The 17,315-nt window shown below is 62.4% G+C and carries 17 protein-coding genes and 1 pseudogene; 13 read left to right on the plus strand and 5 right to left on the minus strand.

Going from position 1 to position 17,315, the window contains the following annotated elements; all coding sequences use genetic code 11:
• Positions 1-48: 48 nt before the first annotated feature.
• Positions 49-1,419 carry a C4-dicarboxylate transporter DcuC gene (dcuC, locus tag AACS24_RS08710; protein WP_033115529.1) on the plus strand — a complete coding sequence of 457 codons (1,371 nt, stop codon included), beginning with the start codon at positions 49-51 and terminating at the stop codon, positions 1,417-1,419.
• A 429-nt stretch (positions 1,420-1,848) separates the two neighbouring features.
• On the plus strand, positions 1,849-2,613 hold the full coding sequence (locus tag AACS24_RS08715; protein WP_042030190.1) for a helix-turn-helix domain-containing protein: 765 nt from the start codon (positions 1,849-1,851) through the stop codon (positions 2,611-2,613).
• A gap of 49 nt (positions 2,614-2,662) precedes the next feature.
• Here AACS24_RS08715 and AACS24_RS08720 read toward each other — a convergent pair whose 3' ends face one another.
• Entirely contained in the window at positions 2,663-3,475 is an 813-nt protein-coding gene (locus tag AACS24_RS08720; protein WP_050513477.1) for a UTRA domain-containing protein, read from the minus strand.
• A 212-nt stretch (positions 3,476-3,687) separates the two neighbouring features.
• On the opposite strand from AACS24_RS08720, the gene AACS24_RS08725 reads away from it, so the two are divergent.
• From AACS24_RS08725 to AACS24_RS08750, 6 genes are read left to right on the plus strand one after another with little or no spacing between them, the layout of a single operon-like run.
• A complete protein-coding gene (locus AACS24_RS08725) occupies positions 3,688-4,734 on the plus strand; it encodes an ABC transporter substrate-binding protein (protein WP_033115526.1) in 1,047 nt (348 codons plus the stop codon).
• Positions 4,735-4,744: 10 nt separating this feature from the next.
• On the plus strand, positions 4,745-5,578 hold the full coding sequence (locus AACS24_RS08730) for an alkaline phosphatase family protein (protein ID WP_108573168.1): 834 nt from the start codon (positions 4,745-4,747) through the stop codon (positions 5,576-5,578).
• A complete protein-coding gene (locus tag AACS24_RS08735) occupies positions 5,578-6,477 on the plus strand; it encodes an ABC transporter permease (RefSeq protein WP_108573170.1) in 900 nt (299 codons plus the stop codon). Before AACS24_RS08730 ends, AACS24_RS08735 begins: the two co-directional genes overlap by 1 nt.
• Complete coding sequence (locus AACS24_RS08740) at positions 6,470-7,246, plus strand: ABC transporter permease (protein WP_108573171.1); 777 nt, start codon at positions 6,470-6,472, stop codon at positions 7,244-7,246. Before AACS24_RS08735 ends, AACS24_RS08740 begins: the two co-directional genes overlap by 8 nt.
• Positions 7,247-7,252: 6 nt before the next feature.
• Entirely contained in the window at positions 7,253-8,260 is a 1,008-nt protein-coding gene (locus AACS24_RS08745) for an ABC transporter ATP-binding protein (protein ID WP_108573173.1), read from the plus strand.
• 39 nt (positions 8,261-8,299) lie between these two features.
• The gene (locus tag AACS24_RS08750; RefSeq protein WP_108573175.1) at positions 8,300-8,953 is read left to right on the plus strand and encodes an HAD family hydrolase; all 654 of its coding nucleotides are present in this window, start codon (positions 8,300-8,302) and stop codon (positions 8,951-8,953) included.
• 82 nt (positions 8,954-9,035) lie between these two features.
• On the opposite strand, the gene AACS24_RS08755 is transcribed toward AACS24_RS08750, so the two are convergent.
• A complete protein-coding gene (locus tag AACS24_RS08755) occupies positions 9,036-10,679 on the minus strand; it encodes a sensor domain-containing diguanylate cyclase (RefSeq protein WP_108573177.1) in 1,644 nt (547 codons plus the stop codon).
• An 83-nt stretch (positions 10,680-10,762) separates the two neighbouring features.
• Here AACS24_RS08755 and AACS24_RS08760 point away from each other — a divergent pair, with 83 nt between their 5' ends.
• A complete protein-coding gene (locus AACS24_RS08760) occupies positions 10,763-11,203 on the plus strand; it encodes a DUF2214 family protein (RefSeq protein ID WP_033115539.1) in 441 nt (146 codons plus the stop codon).
• 72 nt (positions 11,204-11,275) lie between these two features.
• Entirely contained in the window at positions 11,276-12,175 is a 900-nt protein-coding gene (locus tag AACS24_RS08765; protein WP_108573179.1) for a DMT family transporter, read from the plus strand.
• A 67-nt stretch (positions 12,176-12,242) separates the two neighbouring features.
• Here AACS24_RS08765 and AACS24_RS08770 read toward each other — a convergent pair whose 3' ends face one another.
• The 3 genes from AACS24_RS08770 to AACS24_RS08780 form a co-directional block, all read right to left on the minus strand.
• Positions 12,243-12,869, minus strand: a complete 627-nt coding sequence (locus tag AACS24_RS08770; RefSeq protein ID WP_181364354.1) for a glutathione S-transferase family protein — start codon at positions 12,867-12,869, stop codon at positions 12,243-12,245.
• 106 nt (positions 12,870-12,975) lie between these two features.
• Positions 12,976-14,244 (minus strand): O-acetylhomoserine aminocarboxypropyltransferase/cysteine synthase family protein, encoded by a 1,269-nt coding sequence (locus tag AACS24_RS08775; protein WP_042081222.1) that lies wholly within the window; start codon positions 14,242-14,244, stop codon positions 12,976-12,978.
• 150 nt (positions 14,245-14,394) lie between these two features.
• The gene (locus tag AACS24_RS08780) at positions 14,395-14,571 is read right to left on the minus strand and encodes a hypothetical protein (protein ID WP_108573182.1); all 177 of its coding nucleotides are present in this window, start codon (positions 14,569-14,571) and stop codon (positions 14,395-14,397) included.
• A 99-nt stretch (positions 14,572-14,670) separates the two neighbouring features.
• On the opposite strand from AACS24_RS08780, the gene sgrR reads away from it, so the two are divergent.
• The 3 genes and pseudogenes from sgrR to AACS24_RS08795 all read left to right on the plus strand — a co-directional run.
• Positions 14,671-16,389, plus strand: a complete 1,719-nt coding sequence (sgrR, locus tag AACS24_RS08785) for an HTH-type transcriptional regulator SgrR (RefSeq protein WP_181364355.1) — start codon at positions 14,671-14,673, stop codon at positions 16,387-16,389.
• Positions 16,390-16,439: 50 nt separating this feature from the next.
• Positions 16,440-16,835, plus strand: coding sequence for an acyl-CoA thioesterase (locus AACS24_RS08790; protein WP_033115515.1), 396 nt, complete (start codon positions 16,440-16,442; stop codon positions 16,833-16,835).
• A 32-nt stretch (positions 16,836-16,867) separates the two neighbouring features.
• A pseudogene (locus tag AACS24_RS08795) lies at positions 16,868-17,315 on the plus strand (hypothetical protein); the annotation flags it as partial.

Raw genomic sequence — 17,315 nt, forward strand, 5'->3', positions numbered from 1 at the left:
ATCAAATGTAATTGGGTCGTCACGGGTGCTGCAACAAGGATAAGGAATATGTCGACAATATTGATTCTGGTGGTGGTGGGGCTGGTCGCCTACGCCATGCTCAAGCGGTTCAATCCGCAGGCGACCTTGCTGACCGCGGGTCTGGTGCTGTTGGCGTATGCCCAGTGGGCGGGGATCAATCCGATCCTGCCCGCCGAGAACAGTCAGGGCTTCTGGTTCTTCGATCTGTGGGAGAAGTTCGCCATGGTGACCAACTCCCGCCTCGCTTCCACCGGTTTGACTCTGGTGGCGATCGCCGGGGTAGCCACCTACCTCAACCAGATCGGTGCCTCGGCGGCGCTGGTGAAGGCCACTTCCCGCCCCATCATGGCGCTGAAGAACCCCTATGTGCTGCTGGCGATCATCCTGCTGCTGGTCTCCATCCTCTATGTCTTTATCACCGGGGCGACCTCGCTCTCCCTGCTGCTGATGGGCACCCTCTATCCGCTGCTGCGCAACGCCGGGATCAGCGCCAAGACGGCGGTAGCCACCATCGTTATCCCCACCGCATGGGAGTTTGGCCCCGGCCAGATCAATGCGGTGATCGGTGCCAAGGCGATCAATATCGAGGTGATGCCGTTCGTGGTGAACCATCAGCTGCTGTTCCAGATCGCGCTGCTGGTGATCATTCCCTTCGTCAATATCGCGTGGCAGCGCTATTGCGACCGCAAGGATGGCCATGACACCGCCGCCGAGCGGGGCAAGTATCTGCACGAGCTGGAGGCAAAACACGAGAACACCCCGGGCTACTACGCCCTGCTGCCGGTGATCCCCTTCGTCTTTCTGTTCGGCTTCTCCGAGCTGTTTGTCAGCGCCATCAAGATGACCATTCCGGTGGCCATGATGTCCACCATGACCCTCTGCATCATCATCGAGGCGCTGCGCTACCGCTCCCTCAACAAGGCGTTCGCCAACTTCGAGGCCTGGCTGACCGGTACCGGGATGATCTTCGGCAGCGTGCTGACCCTGATGCTGGCGGCCGAGTTCTTCTCCGCCGGTCTCACCAATATCGGCGCCATCACCCAGCTGATCGATCTGGCCAAGTCGTTCGAGCTCAACCCGCTCGGGCTGTCGCTGGTCTTCTCGCTCTTTATCCTGCTGACCGCCTTTATCACCGGCTCGGGCAACGCCCCTGTGATGGCCTTTATTCCGATCGTGCCGCTGGTCTCCAGCCAGTTCGACATCAACCCGCTGTTGCTGCTGGTGCCGATCCTGTTCGCCGCCGGCATTGGCCGCACCATCTCGCCGGTGGCGGGGGTGATCATCACTGTCTCCGGCATCGCCAACCTGAGCCCGGTGGATGTGGTGAAGCGCACCTTCGTGCCCATGATGGCGAGCATGGCGGTGGTGATGGCACTGACGGCCATCCGCTATATCTGATTGGGTTGCATTGCGCTGACGCCTGCCCTGTGGCAGGCGTTTTTCATGGCGCAAAAAAGAGTAGAGCGGTGCTTTTGCAAGCGCCGCTCAAGATCAGGAAAAAGGAAAAACCTTGCGGTTTAAAGATACAAATTTGGAAGCAAACAATCGATTTCTAAACCAGGAAGGGTCTTGAATTCGATACGACAAAAGTATGCGTGATGAGCTATGCAGCACTAGCAAAATGTTTTCCGGTTCAAGGATATGCGCTGGCAGGTATCAGATTTTGCGACCGCTGGCCGGAACTGGTCAGGCCTTGACGTCATTTCAGCCGTTTACGAGCGACCACAATCTTTTTGGTGTCAATATCTGAGCCTTGACGGTAAAAATAGAGGCGACCCCGCTGCGGCATAACCATGCAGTCACGATGCAACTACAAGGATGAGTCCCGTGAGCTACAGCCAGACCCTGGCCACCCAGATCCTCGATACCCTGAAGAAGACCCTGACCGACAAGGGGATCCGCTATCAGACGCTGGCGGAGGCGATGGGGGTCTCCATTGCCACCATCAAGCGGATGATGAACAAGCCCTCCCTGCCGTTCGATACCCTGCTGGAGATCTGCCATCTGGTGGGGCTCTCGTTCGAGGAGCTGCTGGAGCGCACTCAGGATGCCCAGAGTCGGCGCGCCGTCTTCACTCAGGAGCAGGACGAGGCGTTTCACAATGAGCCGGGCCTCTACGCCTTCCTCGCCAATATCTTCTGGCGCGACAAGACGTTAATCGATCTCAAGCGGGAGTACGGCCTGACCGATGCCTCCTGCTACCTCTATCTGCGCAAGCTGGAGAAGCTCGGCATCCTGCAGCTCGGCATCGACAACAGCTACCACTTCCTGATCAGCGAGCGGATCAGCTTCGAGCAGCACAGCCGCTTCGCCCGCCAGCAGGCGCGGCAGGCGATGTCGATGCTGGGGGAGTATCTGGTGGAGAACATGCACAAGTCGAACAACTATCTGGCGCTCTGCCAGCTCCATCTCAACGAGAGCGAGGCGATGGGGCTGATCGAGCGGATGAAGGAGTACTGGCATCAGGAGCTCAAACTCAACCGCCCCGCCATCGGCCCGCAGGAGCACCGCAAGACCTATACCATGTCGCTACAACTGGCCGACTGCGGCTATCAGAGCTTTGACGACATGATCCCCAATATCGACAACTGATCCCGGTGGATCCTGCGGGATCCGCGTCTGCTCGTGAGCCTGAGCGTGGCTACTCTGCCAGTTGAACGGGCTGCGCTTTGGCGATGATGGGTTGCAACGCCCGGGTATCGAGGCAGATGCGGATGGCATCGGGTCGCCAGTGTTCGATATCGCAATCCACCAGAGCGCCCCGCTCGTCATAGTTGACCCGCACCAGCCGCAGCACCGCGCTCCCCTCCGCCAGATTGAGGGCGCGGGCGATGGCGCCGCGCGCCGCCGAGGGGGTGATCTCGAGACTCGCGCCGCCCTGGCCTATGCCATAGCGCTGCTGATAGAGCTCGGTGAGGGAGCTGGCCAGCGGTGCGCTGGCGATATCGGGAAAGCGGCTGGCCAGCAGATGGTGGCTGACGTGGAGCACCGGGCGGCCGTCGATCAGGCGCAGGCGGCGAATTTCATAAAGTGGAGTGAAGGGATCCAGCCCCATCCAGCGGCACAGCTCGCTGCTGGCAAGTTCGCTACCGTGGGCCAGCACCCGGGTCTCGGCGGTGCGCTGCTGCTCGCCGATCCACTGGTGAAAGTGGGTGTGGATGGCGGGATCGTAGGTGAGGCGGGGCGGCGCCACGAACCAGCCGCGCCGCTCGGCCCGGTAGATAAGGCCATCCGCTTCGAGGCTGGAGAGCGCCTCCTTGATGGTGATGCGGGTGGTGGCGAAGCGCTCGCTCAGGGCCCGCTCGGCGGGCAGCTGCTGCCCCGCCGCCAGCTGGCCGCTGCCGATATAGCGGCGCAGGGTCTGGCAAATCTGTTCACACTTGGAGGCGCGGCCATCTGCCGCTACCCGTTCGCTCAATCTCGGTTCAATCACGCTCATGTCCCTGTCGCTCATTCTGGCTGCGCGGGCTGGCTTAGCCCTTGTTGGTTCAGCCCTTGCTGGAGTAGTCCAGCTTCACTTGGGTTCAGAGTTGTAACCGCTGTGGATGACAGCGACATGACAGGGCAATTGTCATCAAACTGCCATCAAAGCGCCCCGCGACCGTCATATTTCCCCTCTAGCATCCCTCTCGAACCTTAACTGACCTAGTCCAGAGGGATGGGATGATGAAAAGCGTGATCGCAAGTGCACTGGCTCTGGTGGCCATCAGTCAGCCACTGTTTGCCGCCGAGAACATCGCGGATCTTGAGAAGGCCGCTCGCGGCGAAGGGCAACTCAGCAGTATCGGCATGCCCGACAGCTGGGCCAACTGGAAGGATACCTGGCAGCAGCTGGGCAACATCTACGGCATCAAGCATCAGGATACCGACATGAGCTCGGCGCAGGAGATCGCCAAGTTCGCCGCCGAGAAGGCCAATGCCACCGCCGATATCGGCGACGTGGGCGGCGCCTTCGGCCCGGTGGCGGTCAAGCAGGGGGTCACCCAGCCCTACAAGCCTTCCACCTGGGCTGACATTCCCAACTGGGCCAAGGATGCGGACGGTCACTGGATGCTGGCCTATACCGGCACCATCGCCTTCCTGATCAACAAGGATCTGGTCAAGGCCGCACCCACCAGCTGGCAGTCGCTGCTGGGCGGCAACTACAAGGTGACCCTGGGTGATGTGGGCGTTGCCTCCCAAGCCAACAACGGCGTGCTGGCGGCGGCCTATGCCACCGGTGGCAGCGAGAAAAATCTCAAGCCTGCGCTGGAGCTGTTCGGCAAGCTGGCCCAGCAGGGTCGTCTGTCGCTGAACGACCCGACCATCGCCAACATCGAGAAGGGCGAGGTGGAAGTGGGGGTGCTGTGGGACTTCAACGCCCTCAACTACCGCGACCAGATCGACCCCAAGAAGTTTGAGGTCGTGATCCCGAGCGACGGCTCCGTCATCGCCGGTTACACCACCATCATCAACAAGTGGGCCAAGAACCCCAACGCCGCCAAGCTGGCGAGGGAATACATCCTCTCCGATGCCGGTCAGATCAACCTGGCGCGCGGCTATGCCCGCCCGATCCGCAGCAACGTTGCGCTGCCGGATGACGTGAAGGCCAAGCTGCTGCCAGCCGAGCAGTATGCCAAGGCCAAGCCGGTGCAGGATCACGCCGCCTGGGAGCAGAGCTCCAAGGCCCTGCCGCGTCAGTGGCAAGAGAATGTCATGATCTACATGCAGTAAGGAGCGGCCAGTGCAACACAAGGTGATAGTGGTACTTGTGGATGGCCTCTCTGCCGGGGTAGCCCATGGGATGGGCTACCTCGCAGGCATGGTGGAGGCGGAGCGCGGCCTCTATACGACCCTCAGCTGCGCCCTGCCATCCCTCTCCCGGCCTCTCTACGAGTGCATCCTGACCGGCGTACCGCCGGTGGCGAGCGGCATCACCCACAACGGGGTGAGCCGTCTCAGTCTGCATGACTCCATCTTCCATCTGGCCCGCGCCGCGGGTAAACGCACCGCAGCGGCGGCTTACTACTGGGTGAGCGAGCTTTACAACAAGAGCCCCTGGCTGGCAGCCCGCGATCGCTTTACCCACGATGAGCAGCTGCCGATCCAGCACGGCTGTTTCTACTGGGATGACAACTATCCCGACAGCCATCTGCTGATGGATGGCGAGTGGCTGCGCAGCCAGTACGATCCCGATTTTCTGCTGATCCACCCGATGGGAGTGGACGATGCGGGCCACAAGTTTGGCTTCGACTCCCGCCAGTACCGCAATCAGGCGCGCCGGATGGACAGCCTGCTGGCCGATTTGCTGCCCCAGTGGCTGGCGGAGGGGTATCAGGTGGTGGTCACCTCGGATCACGGCATGAACAACGACCTGAGCCACGGCGGCACCCTGCCTGAAGAGCGCACTGTGCCGCTCTGGCTGTTTGGCGATGCCTTCGTCGAACGCTGGCCGGATGGGGTGGTGATCGCCCAGACCCAGCTCTGCGCCCTGATGGCCGATCTGCTGGGCATTTCCCACGACAAGCCGGCAGCGCCACCGCTGCTCAAGGCCGCCTTTATGCGTGAGGTGCACTGATGATGCCTGCAACCACCGAGATCCTCGTGGATCAACCCGTGGCAACCAAGCAGAAGGTGCGCCGCCACTGGTTGCCCGCGCTGGTGCTGCTGCCCTTTATCCTCTTGATGATCCTGTTCCAGCTCGCCCCCATGGTGTGGGTGCTGGTGGGCAGTTTCCAGACCCCGGATGGCTGGGGCCTCGACTACTACCGGGAGATTTTGAGCTCCCCCTTCTACCTGCAATCGTTCGGCAACTCGCTGCGCATCGCCGGTATCGCCAGTCTGGCGGGGCTTGCCATCGGCACCCTCGGGGCGGCGGCGCTGCGCCACAGCGGCGAGCGGGTCAAGCGGGTGCTGCTGGCCTTCGTCACCATGACCGGCAACTTCAGCGGGGTGCCGCTGGCGTTCGCCTTTATCATCATTCTCGGCATCAACGGCGCGATGACCCTGCTGCTGAAATCCTGGGGCCTTATCGACGGCTTCAACCTCTACTCGGGCAGCGGCCTTATCCTCATCTACACCTACTTCCAGATCCCGCTCGCCCTGCTGCTGCTCTACCCGGCGTTCGATGCGCTGCAGGATGAGTGGCCACAGGCGGCCGCGTTGCTGGGGGCGAGCAAGGGGCAGTATGTGTGGCACGTGGCACTGCCGGTGCTGACGCCTGCGCTGCTCGGCACCCTGATCATTCTGTTTGCCAACGCGGTGGGGGCCTATGCCTCCGCCTACGCCCTCACTACCGGCAACTTCAATCTGGTGACCATCCGGGTGGCCAGTCTGGTCTCCGGCGACATCTTCCTCGAGCCCAATATGGCGGCGGCGCTGGCGGTGATCCTGATGGTGCTGCTGGGAGTGGTGACGGCCGCCAACCAGTGGCTGCTGAAAAAGAGCTATGTGAACAAGGGGCAATCCCATGCATGATTTGACGCCGCGCTGGCCCAAGTGGGTGCTGGGTGGGCTGGTCGCCACCCTGCTGCTGCCGCTGCTGGCCACCTTTATCTACTCCATCTCCACCCGCTGGGGGGCGACCCTGCTGCCGGACGGCTTCACCCTCGACTGGTATCTCAAGCTGTGGGGCGACCCGCGCTTTCTCGCGGCGTTTGGCCGCAGCCTCCTGGTCTGCTTCGCCACCCTGCTGCTGGGGACCCTGGTGCTTGTACCGACCGTGCTGGTGGTGGCCTACTACTTCCCAAAGCTGGATCCCTGGATGAACCTGCTGATCCTGCTCCCCTTCGCGGTGCCGCCAGTGGTCTCCTCAGTCGGGCTGCTGCAGATCTATGCCGACGGCGTTCTGCCCATCATCGGCACGCCGTGGATCCTGATCGGCACCTGGTTCACCGTGGTGCTCCCCTTTATGTACCGGGCGCTGGCCAACAGCCTGCAAGGGGTACCGCTGAAAGATCTGATGGATGCCGCCCACCTGCTGGGGGCAAGTAGTCGTCGTGCCTTCCTGCTGGTGGTGATCCCCTGTCTGCGCAAGGGGCTGCTGGCGGCGCTGTTTCTCTCCCTCTCCTTCCTGCTCGGCGAGTTCGTGTTTGCCAACATGCTGGTGGGCACCCGTTACGAGACCCTGCAGGTCTACCTCTACAACATGCGCGCCACCTCGGGCCACTTCACCAGCGCGCTGGTGATGAGCTACTTCCTGCTGACCCTGCTGCTCACCTGGGCGGCCAACAGATTTCATCGGTGAATCAACATGTTCCATCTAGAAGTGAATCAACTGCACAAATCCTACGGCGACACCAAAGTGTTCGAGGGGATCGAATTCGGCATCCGCAAGGGGGAGCTGGTGACCCTGCTCGGCCCCTCCGGCTGTGGCAAATCCACCCTGCTGCGGGCGCTGGCGGGGCTCACCCCGGTGGATGGCGGTCAGGTGCGGGTGGCCGGTGAGGAGATCACCTGGCAGGAACCCCAGAAGCGGGGCATCGGCATGGTGTTCCAGAGCTATGCGCTCTTCCCCAACATGACGGTGTGGGACAACGTTGCCTTCGGCCTCAAGATGAAGCCCCAGCCGGGACGGGATCTCGCCGCCAGCGTGCAGGAGGCGCTGGGGTTGGTGGAGCTGACCGGCTTCGAGCGCCGCTATCCGGCCGAGCTCTCCGGTGGCCAGCGTCAGCGGGTGGCGCTGGCCCGGGCTCTGGTGGTGCAGCCGCGGATCCTGCTGCTGGATGAGCCGCTCTCGGCGCTGGATGCCCGCATCCGCCGCAGCCTGCGCCAGCAGATCCGCGAGATCCAGCAGCGCCTTGAGCTCACCACCATCTTCGTCACCCACGATCAGGAGGAGGCGCTTACCATGTCGGACAGGATCTTCCTGATGAACAAGGGATCCATCGTCCAGAGCGGCACGCCGGAGGAGATCTACACCCGTCCCGCCAGCGAGTTTGTGGCTAGCTTTATCGGCAACTACAACCTGCTTGGCGCAGAGCAGGGCAAGTCGCTGTTTGGCCCCCGTTTTCAGGGCAAGCTGGCGCTGCGACCCGAGTCCCTCTCTCTGCTGCCCGCTGGCGCTCACAGCGAGGAACCGAACCTGCCGGGGGTGATCAGCGGGCAACAGCTGCTCGGCAACGTCATCCGCTATCAGGTGACCTGTGAGGCAGGCGTGCTGACGGTAGATTGCCTCAACCGCTCGGCCCGCGAGCTGCTGCCGGTGGGGCGCGCCGTGACGCTGGTGGTGGCCCGGGATCAACTCTGTGAGGTAGCATGAGGCTGCATTTCATTTCCATTTTCACTGCGAGGAGCGCCCATGGCACTGGCACTGTTTGATCTGGACGAAACCCTGATTGCCGGGGATTCCGCCAGCCTCTGGCTGGAGTACATGGTGGCCGAGGAGCTGGCCCCGGCGGGCATGATCGCCGAGGAGCAGGGGATGATGTCCCTCTACCATCAGGGCAAGATGGACATGCACCAGTACATGGCCTTCACCCTGCAACCGCTGGCGGGCAAGACGCGCCAGTGGCTCGACTCGCTCTGTAGCCGCTTTGCCGAGCAGGTGCTGTGCGAGCGCATCTACCCCGAGGGGTTGGCACGTATCGAGTGGCACCGCCAGCGTGGCGACGAGCTGGTGCTCATCTCCGCCTCCGGCGAACATCTGGTGGCCCCCATGGCGCGGATGCTGGGGATGGATCACTGTGTGGCCATCCTGCTCGATGAAGAGTCCGGCATGCTGACCGGCCAGACCCGCGGCACCCTCAGTTTTCGCGAGGGCAAGGTGGCCCGCATCAACCAGCTCTTTGCCGGGCGGGAGCAGCTCTGGCAGGGGAGCTTTGGCTACAGCGACTCCCACAACGATCTGCCCATGCTGCGGGCGGTAACCCATCCCCACGGGGTCAATCCAGCGCCTGCACTGCGTCAGCAGGCCGAAGAGCTGGGCTGGCCCGTGCTGGAGTGGCAGCTTTGAACACCGGATGGTGGCGATGAAAAAGTGGCGATGAAAAAAGAGAGAGGCCTCTCTCTTTTTATCTGAGTGCTGCTGTTGGCTGTCATGCCTCGTTGGCGCGTAGCGGCTCCTCGTCAGATGCCTTGTCCGCGGGACGCGGTTCATCCGGCAGTGCTGTCTGCTCGCCGTTTTGCGGGAAACAGATGCGGTTTTTCCCCTCCCGCTTGGCGCGATAAACGGCGTTGTCTGCCAGCTCAATCAGGTCTTTGCCCGACATGCCTTGTTTGCTGAAGGCGACGCCACCACTGATGGTGATGGTGAGATCCACCTCGCGCCACTCCAGCTGCTCCACCCCGATCCGGAAGGTCTCCAGCAGGGAGGGGAGCATGGGTTGATCCTCGCCGTAGCGGAAGATGAGCACCAGCTCCTCGCCACCGTAGCGGCAGAACCAGCCCCAGTCGTGGAACAGCCGCATGCCGAGTTTACCCACCCGCTTGAGCACCACGTCACCGGTCTGGTGGCCGAAGGTGTCGTTGACCCGCTTGAAGTTGTCGAGATCGAACATCACCAGCCCGAAGGGTTGGCCCTGCTTGATCTGCTGTTGCAGGCACTCGTCAAAGAAGCGGCGGTTATAGAGGCCGGTGAGCTTGTCCTGATTGGCTTGCAGCCGGATCTGGGCGAAGTCCTGGCTGGCGGCATCCATCTCTTCGTAGACCTTGGCCAACTCCAGCATGCGGCGGCCGTTGTAGGCGATACCGCCGGAGCGGCTGGCCCGGATCAGCAGGGTGATCTCGCCCAGCATACGGCGGAAGTAGCGTGACCAGAGCATGGCGAGCAGCAGATAGAGTACGCAGGCAACGCCGATCATCAGCTGCACGTTGACGGAGACGCTGTCGATCACCCGTTCCATGCTGGCGGTAGGCTCGACGCTGAGCAGGATCCAGCGCTGCTCGGGAATGCGGTTGTAGGCGACCATCTGGCCGCTTGCCTCATCGAGGAAGAAGCCCTGATCGCCCTTCATCCGAGCCAGCCATGTGGGGTCGGCCAGCGGTTTGAAGACGCGGGCGCGGTCCGGGTGGGCCAGCACCAGACCTTCGTGGTTGACCAGCATCTGGTAACCCCGCCCGTCATGATAATCCGCACCGCCTTTGTTGTTGAGCCAGCTGGCAAGGGGGGTGAGCTGGGTGTCGAGGGAGAGTACACCGACCCGTTTGCCGTCCGGGGTCAGAATGACCCGGGCCAGAGCCATGGTGAGGGTGCCGAGGGTGTAGTCGTAGTAGGGATCGGTAAAGACAATCTGGCCGGGATGGCTGGCTGCCAGTTTGTACCAGGGGCGAACCCGGGGATCGAACCTTTCGTCAGCCTGCCATGCGGGGTGGATCAGCATCTTGCGATACTCGGTGCCGACATAGACATAGTCGAGCTCCATCACCTTGTGGTAGGCCCGCCACGACTGCAGATAGTGCTCGCCGTTGCGAATGGTCGGCTCAATGAAGTCCTGATAATTTACCTGCTGGTAAATCAGCGTAAACTGGCGTTTGAGCGTCTCCAGATAGGGTTCGAGCAGGGTGTGGAGATATTGGGTATTGCGGGCCACCAGGTTTTGTTCCTGCTCGTTGCGCAGGGTGCGCTCCATATGCAGGTAGTAGATGCTGCCCAGCAGCAAAACAGGGATAAAGAGCAGGAGGAGGCCCAACCGCATGCGGGAGATTAATGACCACGTATTCCTGGACGTACCGCGGGGCATGAAGAGATCCTTTTCAGCTCGAGTGAGACCAGCATATATGATGGCGTTCGGCTCGTCTAAAGGCAGGATGTGAGAATTTGCTGATGCTCAATCATTCTCTGCTCTGCCATCTCCATGACGGCAGCATTATTCTGCTGCTGCTCGCCCTGTGCATCGAATACCTCATTTTCCGCCGCGGGCTCAACATGGTGCGGGTGCGCCGTCTGTTGGTGGTGGACGGGGTCTCGGCACTGGCCCTGTTCGGCATCTTTGCCACCGGCTGTCTGCTGGCGCTCGAACATGCCGGCTCGCTGGCGGCTCTCTTTGCCCACCCGGCTCACGGCATGCAGACCCTGCTCTTTCTGGTGATCGTGGGATCGCTCGATTACCCCAGCCGCCTCTTCTACCGTTGGCGCCGCTCCCTGCGGCTGGGGCGGGCGCCGATGATCTCCATCCAGCAGCAATTCCGGGTGATCTGGATCCTGCGTGGCAACATGCTGCTGGTACTGCTCTTCGCCTTGCTGGTAAAACATCCACTGCCATAAAGACAAGAGGGTGGGGAGACGGGTATCTTGGATCAGATAACCCGCAAAACGCTGATTTAAGGATGAATCATCATGCGTTCCAATCTGATGTTGCTGATGGCTGCCACCATCTGGGGCATGGGCTTTGTCGCCCAGCGTCTCGGGATGGATCATATGGGGCCATACACCTTCAACGGCCTGCGCTTTCTGCTCGGCGCCTTCTCTCTGCTGCCGCTGCTCTGGTGGCTCAAATCCCGACAACCTGTTGCCGTCACGGGCGATCATCGCCAACTGCTGACCGGTGGTGTGCTGGCCGGACTGGTGCTGTTCTGCGCCGCCTCCCTGCAACAGGTGGGGCTGCTCTACACCACAGCCGCCAAGGCGGGTTTTATCACCGGGCTCTACATCATTCTGGTGCCTGTGCTGGGTTTGCTGCTGCGCCACAAGACCGGTACCAACACCTGGATTGGCGCGCTTATCGCGCTGGCTGGTCTCTATGTGCTGAGCGTGACCGATGACTTTTCCATCGGCTTTGGCGATCTGCTGCAGGTGATCGGGGCGCTGTTCTGGGCGATCCATCTGCTGCTGCTGGATCACTACTCCAACCGGGTGGCCCCCATCAAGCTGGCTTGCGTGCAGTTTGTGGTGTGCGGTCTGCTCAGTCTCGTTACCGCCTTCATCATCGAGACGCCAACGGTGGCCGGGGCTGTTGCTGGCTGGCAGGCGCTGCTCTACGCCGGGCTGGTCTCGGTCGGGGTCGGCTATACCCTGCAAGTGCTGGGGCAGCGCGGCGCCCATCCGGCCCATGCCGCCATCATTCTCAGTCTGGAGACGGTATTTGCCGCCGTCGGAGGCGTGTTGCTGCTGGGCGAAACGCTGGATGAGCAGACGGTGGCAGGCTGCTCGCTGATGCTGGCGGGGATGCTGATCTCCCAAATTCGGCTGCGCTGGTGGTGGAAGTCGCGCCGCGACAAGGTACCGCTGACCAAGTAAACCGGCCTTTGCACCCATAACAAAAGCGCCCCGACAGTCGGGGCGTTTTGCATGGTGGTGGTTCGGGTCAGGGGCGCTGATCCAGCTCGCGCTCCAGTTCCACTGCCTTCTGGCGGGCCGGATGGGTATTGAGTCGCTGCCAGTAGGCTTGCAGGTGCGGGAAGTGGCTCAGCTTGCCACTTTGCGCCAGCAGATCAACCAGGAAGGAGTTCATGATGTCGGCGCCGGAGAGGCGATCCCCCACCAGATAGTGGCGATTTGCCAGTACCTCATTGAGGTAGCCCAGCACCTTGGCACACTCCGCCTTGGCATAGTCCGGCAGGAAGCGCATCGGGCTGCCATCCTTGCGCACGAACATGTCGAGCAGCAGCGGCAAGATGCCCGAGCTCTCGGCGAAGTGGAGCCACTGCAGATATTCGGGATAGTCGGGGCTATCTGGTGCCGGAGCCAGCCGTTCGGCGGCGTAGCGCGCAATCAGGTACTCGGTGATGGCACCCGATTCCGCCAGCACGCGGCCGTCGAACTCGATGACCGGGGACTTGCCGAGGGGGTGAATGGCTTTGAGCTCGGGCGGTGCCAGAAAGGTGGTGGCATCGCGCTGGTAAGCTTTGATCTCATAGGGCTGGCCCAGCTCTTCGAGCAGCCAGATGATGCGTTGGGAGCGGGATTTGTTCAGGTGGTGCAGGACTATCATAACGACCTCGATTTGGTGGCAGGGTGGGGTATACGAGCGGGCGAGGGGCGTGGTTCACCGGCAGTAAAAAGAGAGCGGGCTGATGCCCGCTCCCTCGTTGACTGACTCAGGCCTCCAGCGCCTGATCCAGATCCGCCAGAATGTCCTCGATCGCCTCGATCCCGACCGACAGCCGGATCATCTCGGGTTTTACGCCAGCCTTGGCCTGCTCTTCTTCGCTCAGCTGGCGATGAGTGGTGGAGGCGGGGTGGCAGGCCAGCGACTTGGCATCACCGATATTGACCAGTCGCTTGAAGATCTTGAGCGCATCGTAGAAGCGCACGCCTGCTTCATAACCATCCTTCAGACCGAACGAGAGAATGGCCGAGGGGCGACCGGCCATGTACTTCTCTGCCAGTAGATAGTGCGGGTGACCCGGCAGACCGGCGTAGCTGACCCAGGCTACCTTGGGGTGATGCTTGAGGTGGTTGGCGACCCGCAGGGCGTTGTCGACGTGGCGCTCCATGCGCAGGCTGAGGGTCTCCAACCCCTGCAACAGCAGGAAGGCGTTCATCGGCGCCAGTGCTGCGCCGGTATTGCGCAGCGGCACGGTGCGTACCCGCCCGATAAAGGCGGCCGGGCCAAAGGCTTCGGTATAGACCACCCCGTGGTAGGAGGGCTCGGGTTTGGTCAGCTGGGGGAAGCGTTCGGCGTGATCCGCCCAGGGGAACTTGCCCGAGTCGACGATGACGCCACCCAGCGAGTTGCCGTGGCCGCCGACATATTTGGTGAGGCTGTGGACGACGATGTCAGCGCCGTGCTCGATGGGTTTGCACAGCACCGGGGTGGCGACCGTGTTGTCGACGATGAGCGGCACGCCGCGGGCGTGGGCTGCCTTGGCCAGCGCGGCCAGATCGACGATGTTGCCCGCCGGGTTGCCGATGCTCTCGCAGTAGACCGCCTTGGTCTTGTCGTCGATGAGGGCAGCGATGGCCTCGGCGCTGTCATCCTTGGCGAAGCGCACCTCGACCCCGAAACTCGGCAGCATGTGGGCGAACAGGGTGTAGGTGCCACCATAGAGCTGGGGCGTGGAAACGATGTTGTCACCGGCGGCGGTCAGCGCCTGAATGGCGTAGGTGATGGCGGCGGAACCTGCCGAGACCACCAGCGCGGCGATACCCCCTTCCAGCGCGGCCATCCGTTGCTCCAGCACATCGTTGGTGGGGTTCATGATGCGGGTGTAGATGTTGCCCGGCACCGCCAGATTGAACAGATCCGCCCCGTGCTGGGCGCTCTCGAATTCGTAGGCCACCGTCTGGTAGATAGGCACGGCGACGGCCTTGGTGGTGGGGTCGTTGGAAAAGCCGTGGTGCAGGGCCAGGGTCGCATCTTTCATCACACACTCCTTGTTGGATGTTGCTTATGGCAGTTATAGATGGATAGACGTCCAATCTATCAGGCCCATGGCCGATGTAAACAGCAAGATCCGGCAAAGCAATTGCTCCCGCAGGGGATGTCCGTCCCGAGTGGCTGGCACGGCTCGCACTCAGAGGCGGCGGCGATACTCCTTGTCATCGATCTGGTTCATATCCCACTGCATCAGGCGGTTGAGCTGCTGCATGGGATCTTCGATAAACGGCAGCGGGCGTGGCAGGATCCGCTTGAAGTAACGGCGCAGGATCTGCTGGATCCGGTTCGGTTTTGGCTCGATGTGATGGCTCATGATGAGACTCCTTATGATGTTGCTCAGCGTCATCGTCAGTATTGAGTTAAAATGCGGAAGTAAAAACTGATGACTTACAGCAACAGGATTTCCTCTTTTATGCCGACCGGTCGCCTCTATCAGCAATTTCAACGACTCGCCCAGCTGCTTGGCAGCGACGAGCGGGAGATCAGTCTCGCCGAGGTGGCGGAGCTGCTCTGCTGCACCCCGCGCAATGCTCGCCTGTTGTTGCGCCGTATGCAGGATCAGGGCTGGCTCAACTGGACGGCGGAAGCTGGGCGGGGTCGGCGCTCCCGGCTCACCCTGCTCGACAGTCAGGAGAGCCTGACCCGGCGCCGCTTGCGGGATCTGCTCAGTCAGGGCCAGCTGGCGCAGGCGGTGCGGCTGGCCGAAGATCGCCTCGATCTGCTCACTCCGTTGCTGCTCGAGCAGTTGGGTCAGGCCACCCGCGAGGGCCGCCAGATCCTGCGGGTGCCCTACTATCGGCCGCTGCCGCAGCTGCTGCCTACCGGCCCGATGCGCCGCTCTGAAGTGCATCTCAGTCGCCAGATCTTCAACGGCCTTACCCGGCGAAATGAGGAAAATGGGGAAATCGAGGGCGATCTGGCTCATCACTGGGAACAGGTCGGCCTCTGCCACTGGCGTTTCTACCTGCGCCCGGCGGTGCGCTTTCACCACGGTCGAGAGCTGGTGGTGGATGATGTGATGGAGAGTCTGCTGGCCCTGCGGGATCGCCCGCTGTTCGCCCATCTGGCTCGGCTGGAGAGCCCCTGGCCGCGAACCCTGGATCTCTATCTCGACAGCCCGGATCCTCTGCTGCCCGACCTGCTGGCCGAGCCGGTGGCGGCCATTTTGCCGCGTGAGCTCAAGGGGGAGGCGGGCTTTGCCCTGCAACCGGTGGGCACCGGCCCCTATCGGGTGATCGCCAACGACCCGCTGCAGCTGCGCCTCGCCGCCTTTGACGACTATTTCGGCCTGCGCGCCCTGCTCGACGAGATCGACATCTGGATGTTGCCGGAGCTGGCGGAGCGGCTGGAGAGCCACCTGCAGCTGGGGCGCGACAGCCCCGAGCTTGGCACCATGCGCGGCGAGTCGGAGCTGGAATCGGGCTGCTACTTCCTGCTGCAGGACGAGCGCTCCCGCGCCTTGCAGGATCCTGCCCTGCGCTACTGGATCATTCAGCTGCTCAGTCCGGTGGCCCTGATGGCACGGGTTGCCCCCGAGCTGCAACGGGGCTGGACCAGCGCCCTCGGCATGCTGCCCCACTGGCGCGAGGCGCTGCCACCGCTGCAGCCCCGGCCACAGAGCCTGCCACAACGGCTGGTGCTCGCCTGCTTCAACCAGCATATCGAGTTCAACGAGTGTGCCGGTGCCATGGCCGATCTGCTAGGGGCGCAGGGAATTGAGCTGGAGGTGCGCACCCTCGACTACGGTCGCTGGGTGAGCGGCGAGGATGAGGATGTGGATCTCTGGCTTGGCACCCTCAACCTTGAGCATGAGGGGCCTTTTGCCCCCTACGGCTGGTTGCAGGGCACTCCGCTACTGCGCCGGGTGTGGGCCAGCCAGCTGCCGTTGTGGCAGGGGTTGACGCAGTGGCGTGCCAGCAGCGCCGAACCCGGCCCGCGCGCCCTGATGGCCCGGGTGCAGCAGCAGGGCTGGTTTGTGCCGCTATTTCACCACTGGCTTGAGCTGGAGAGCCGCACCGGCGTGCACGGGGTGCGGATGACGGCGCTCGGCTGGTTCGATTTTCGCAGCGCCTGGCTGCGACCCGAGCTGGTTGGTCAGGCACAGGGCGATGGCGGGGAGCTTGAGTCCTGATGCGGGGCGCGTTAGCCTGAGCGCGGTTCAACGACAAGGAGTCACCAGCCATGCTGGAAATGCAGATCCAACCCCGCTTTCAGGAGACAGATGCCCTCGGCCATATCAACAATACGGTGCCGGCGGTCTGGTTTGAGTCGGCGCGGGATCCCCTGTTCCGGATCTTTTCGCCCGAGCTGGATGTGCATGACTGGCACCTGATCATCGCGGGCTACACGGTGCAGTTCAAACGGGAGCTGTTCTACGGCCAGCCGGTCACCATCAAGACCGGCGTGCGCCGCATTGGCAGCAGCTCCTTCACCATCTGGCAGGAAGCCTGGCAGCAGGGGGAGCTGGCCGTCACCGGCGAGACGACCCTGATCCATTTTGACTATCGGGCACGGCAATCCATCCCTCTGAGCGAGACTCACCGGGAGGGGCTGCGGGCCTGGTTGATAGAGAGTTAATCCGGGCCTTTCGGCCAACACACAGGACACATATGCGCAATACCGTGATCGCACTGAGCCTCGGCTTGGGGCTGGGGCTCTGCTCCCTGCCGTCTCTGGCGGCAACTCTTGCCGAACAGTTCTCCCTGATGGAAAAGGGGGCCGCCAGTGCCCTCGATACCCGTCTCTTCAGCCACGACGGCGTCGACATCAAGGCCTGGGTCGATGGCGCTCCCGTCATCATCGCCGTGCCCATCATGAACGAGCTGGGCAAGCTGGAGGGGGAGAGCCGCTACTACTTCAAGGGGGGCAAACTGTTCGGGGTCAAAGAGCCCGCCGCCCAGTTCGCCTTTGACGACAGCGGCAAGCTGACCCAATGGCTGGACGAAAAGGGTCAGCCAGCCGAGTTCGTCAGCAAGATGAGCATGCAGCAGCGTCAGGAGTGGCTCACCAAACGGGCCGCCGAGCTGAGCAAGCTCTTTGCTCCCGGCGCTGCCGAAC

The organism is Aeromonas sp. HMWF016 (assembly GCF_963878195.1).
Lineage (GTDB): Bacteria > Pseudomonadota > Gammaproteobacteria > Enterobacterales > Aeromonadaceae > Aeromonas > Aeromonas lacus.

Coding starts and splice junctions, on each gene's coding strand:
- AACS24_RS08765 (WP_108573179.1), top strand. CDS start 11,276: ATGCGTTCCAATCTGATGTTGCTGATGGCTGCCACCATCTGGGGCATG.
- sgrR (WP_181364355.1), top strand. CDS start 14,671: ATGCCGACCGGTCGCCTCTATCAGCAATTTCAACGACTCGCCCAGCTG.
- AACS24_RS08745 (WP_108573173.1), top strand. CDS start 7,253: ATGTTCCATCTAGAAGTGAATCAACTGCACAAATCCTACGGCGACACC.
- AACS24_RS08720 (WP_050513477.1), bottom strand. CDS start 3,475: ATGAGCGACAGGGACATGAGCGTGATTGAACCGAGATTGAGCGAACGG.
- AACS24_RS08750 (WP_108573175.1), top strand. CDS start 8,300: ATGGCACTGGCACTGTTTGATCTGGACGAAACCCTGATTGCCGGGGAT.
- AACS24_RS08775 (WP_042081222.1), bottom strand. CDS start 14,244: ATGAAAGATGCGACCCTGGCCCTGCACCACGGCTTTTCCAACGACCCC.
- AACS24_RS08725 (WP_033115526.1), top strand. CDS start 3,688: ATGAAAAGCGTGATCGCAAGTGCACTGGCTCTGGTGGCCATCAGTCAG.
- AACS24_RS08780 (WP_108573182.1), bottom strand. CDS start 14,571: ATGAGCCATCACATCGAGCCAAAACCGAACCGGATCCAGCAGATCCTG.
- AACS24_RS08760 (WP_033115539.1), top strand. CDS start 10,763: ATGCTCAATCATTCTCTGCTCTGCCATCTCCATGACGGCAGCATTATT.
- AACS24_RS08740 (WP_108573171.1), top strand. CDS start 6,470: ATGCATGATTTGACGCCGCGCTGGCCCAAGTGGGTGCTGGGTGGGCTG.
- AACS24_RS08790 (WP_033115515.1), top strand. CDS start 16,440: ATGCTGGAAATGCAGATCCAACCCCGCTTTCAGGAGACAGATGCCCTC.
- AACS24_RS08735 (WP_108573170.1), top strand. CDS start 5,578: ATGATGCCTGCAACCACCGAGATCCTCGTGGATCAACCCGTGGCAACC.
- dcuC (WP_033115529.1), top strand. CDS start 49: ATGTCGACAATATTGATTCTGGTGGTGGTGGGGCTGGTCGCCTACGCC.
- AACS24_RS08755 (WP_108573177.1), bottom strand. CDS start 10,679: ATGCCCCGCGGTACGTCCAGGAATACGTGGTCATTAATCTCCCGCATG.
- AACS24_RS08770 (WP_181364354.1), bottom strand. CDS start 12,869: ATGATAGTCCTGCACCACCTGAACAAATCCCGCTCCCAACGCATCATC.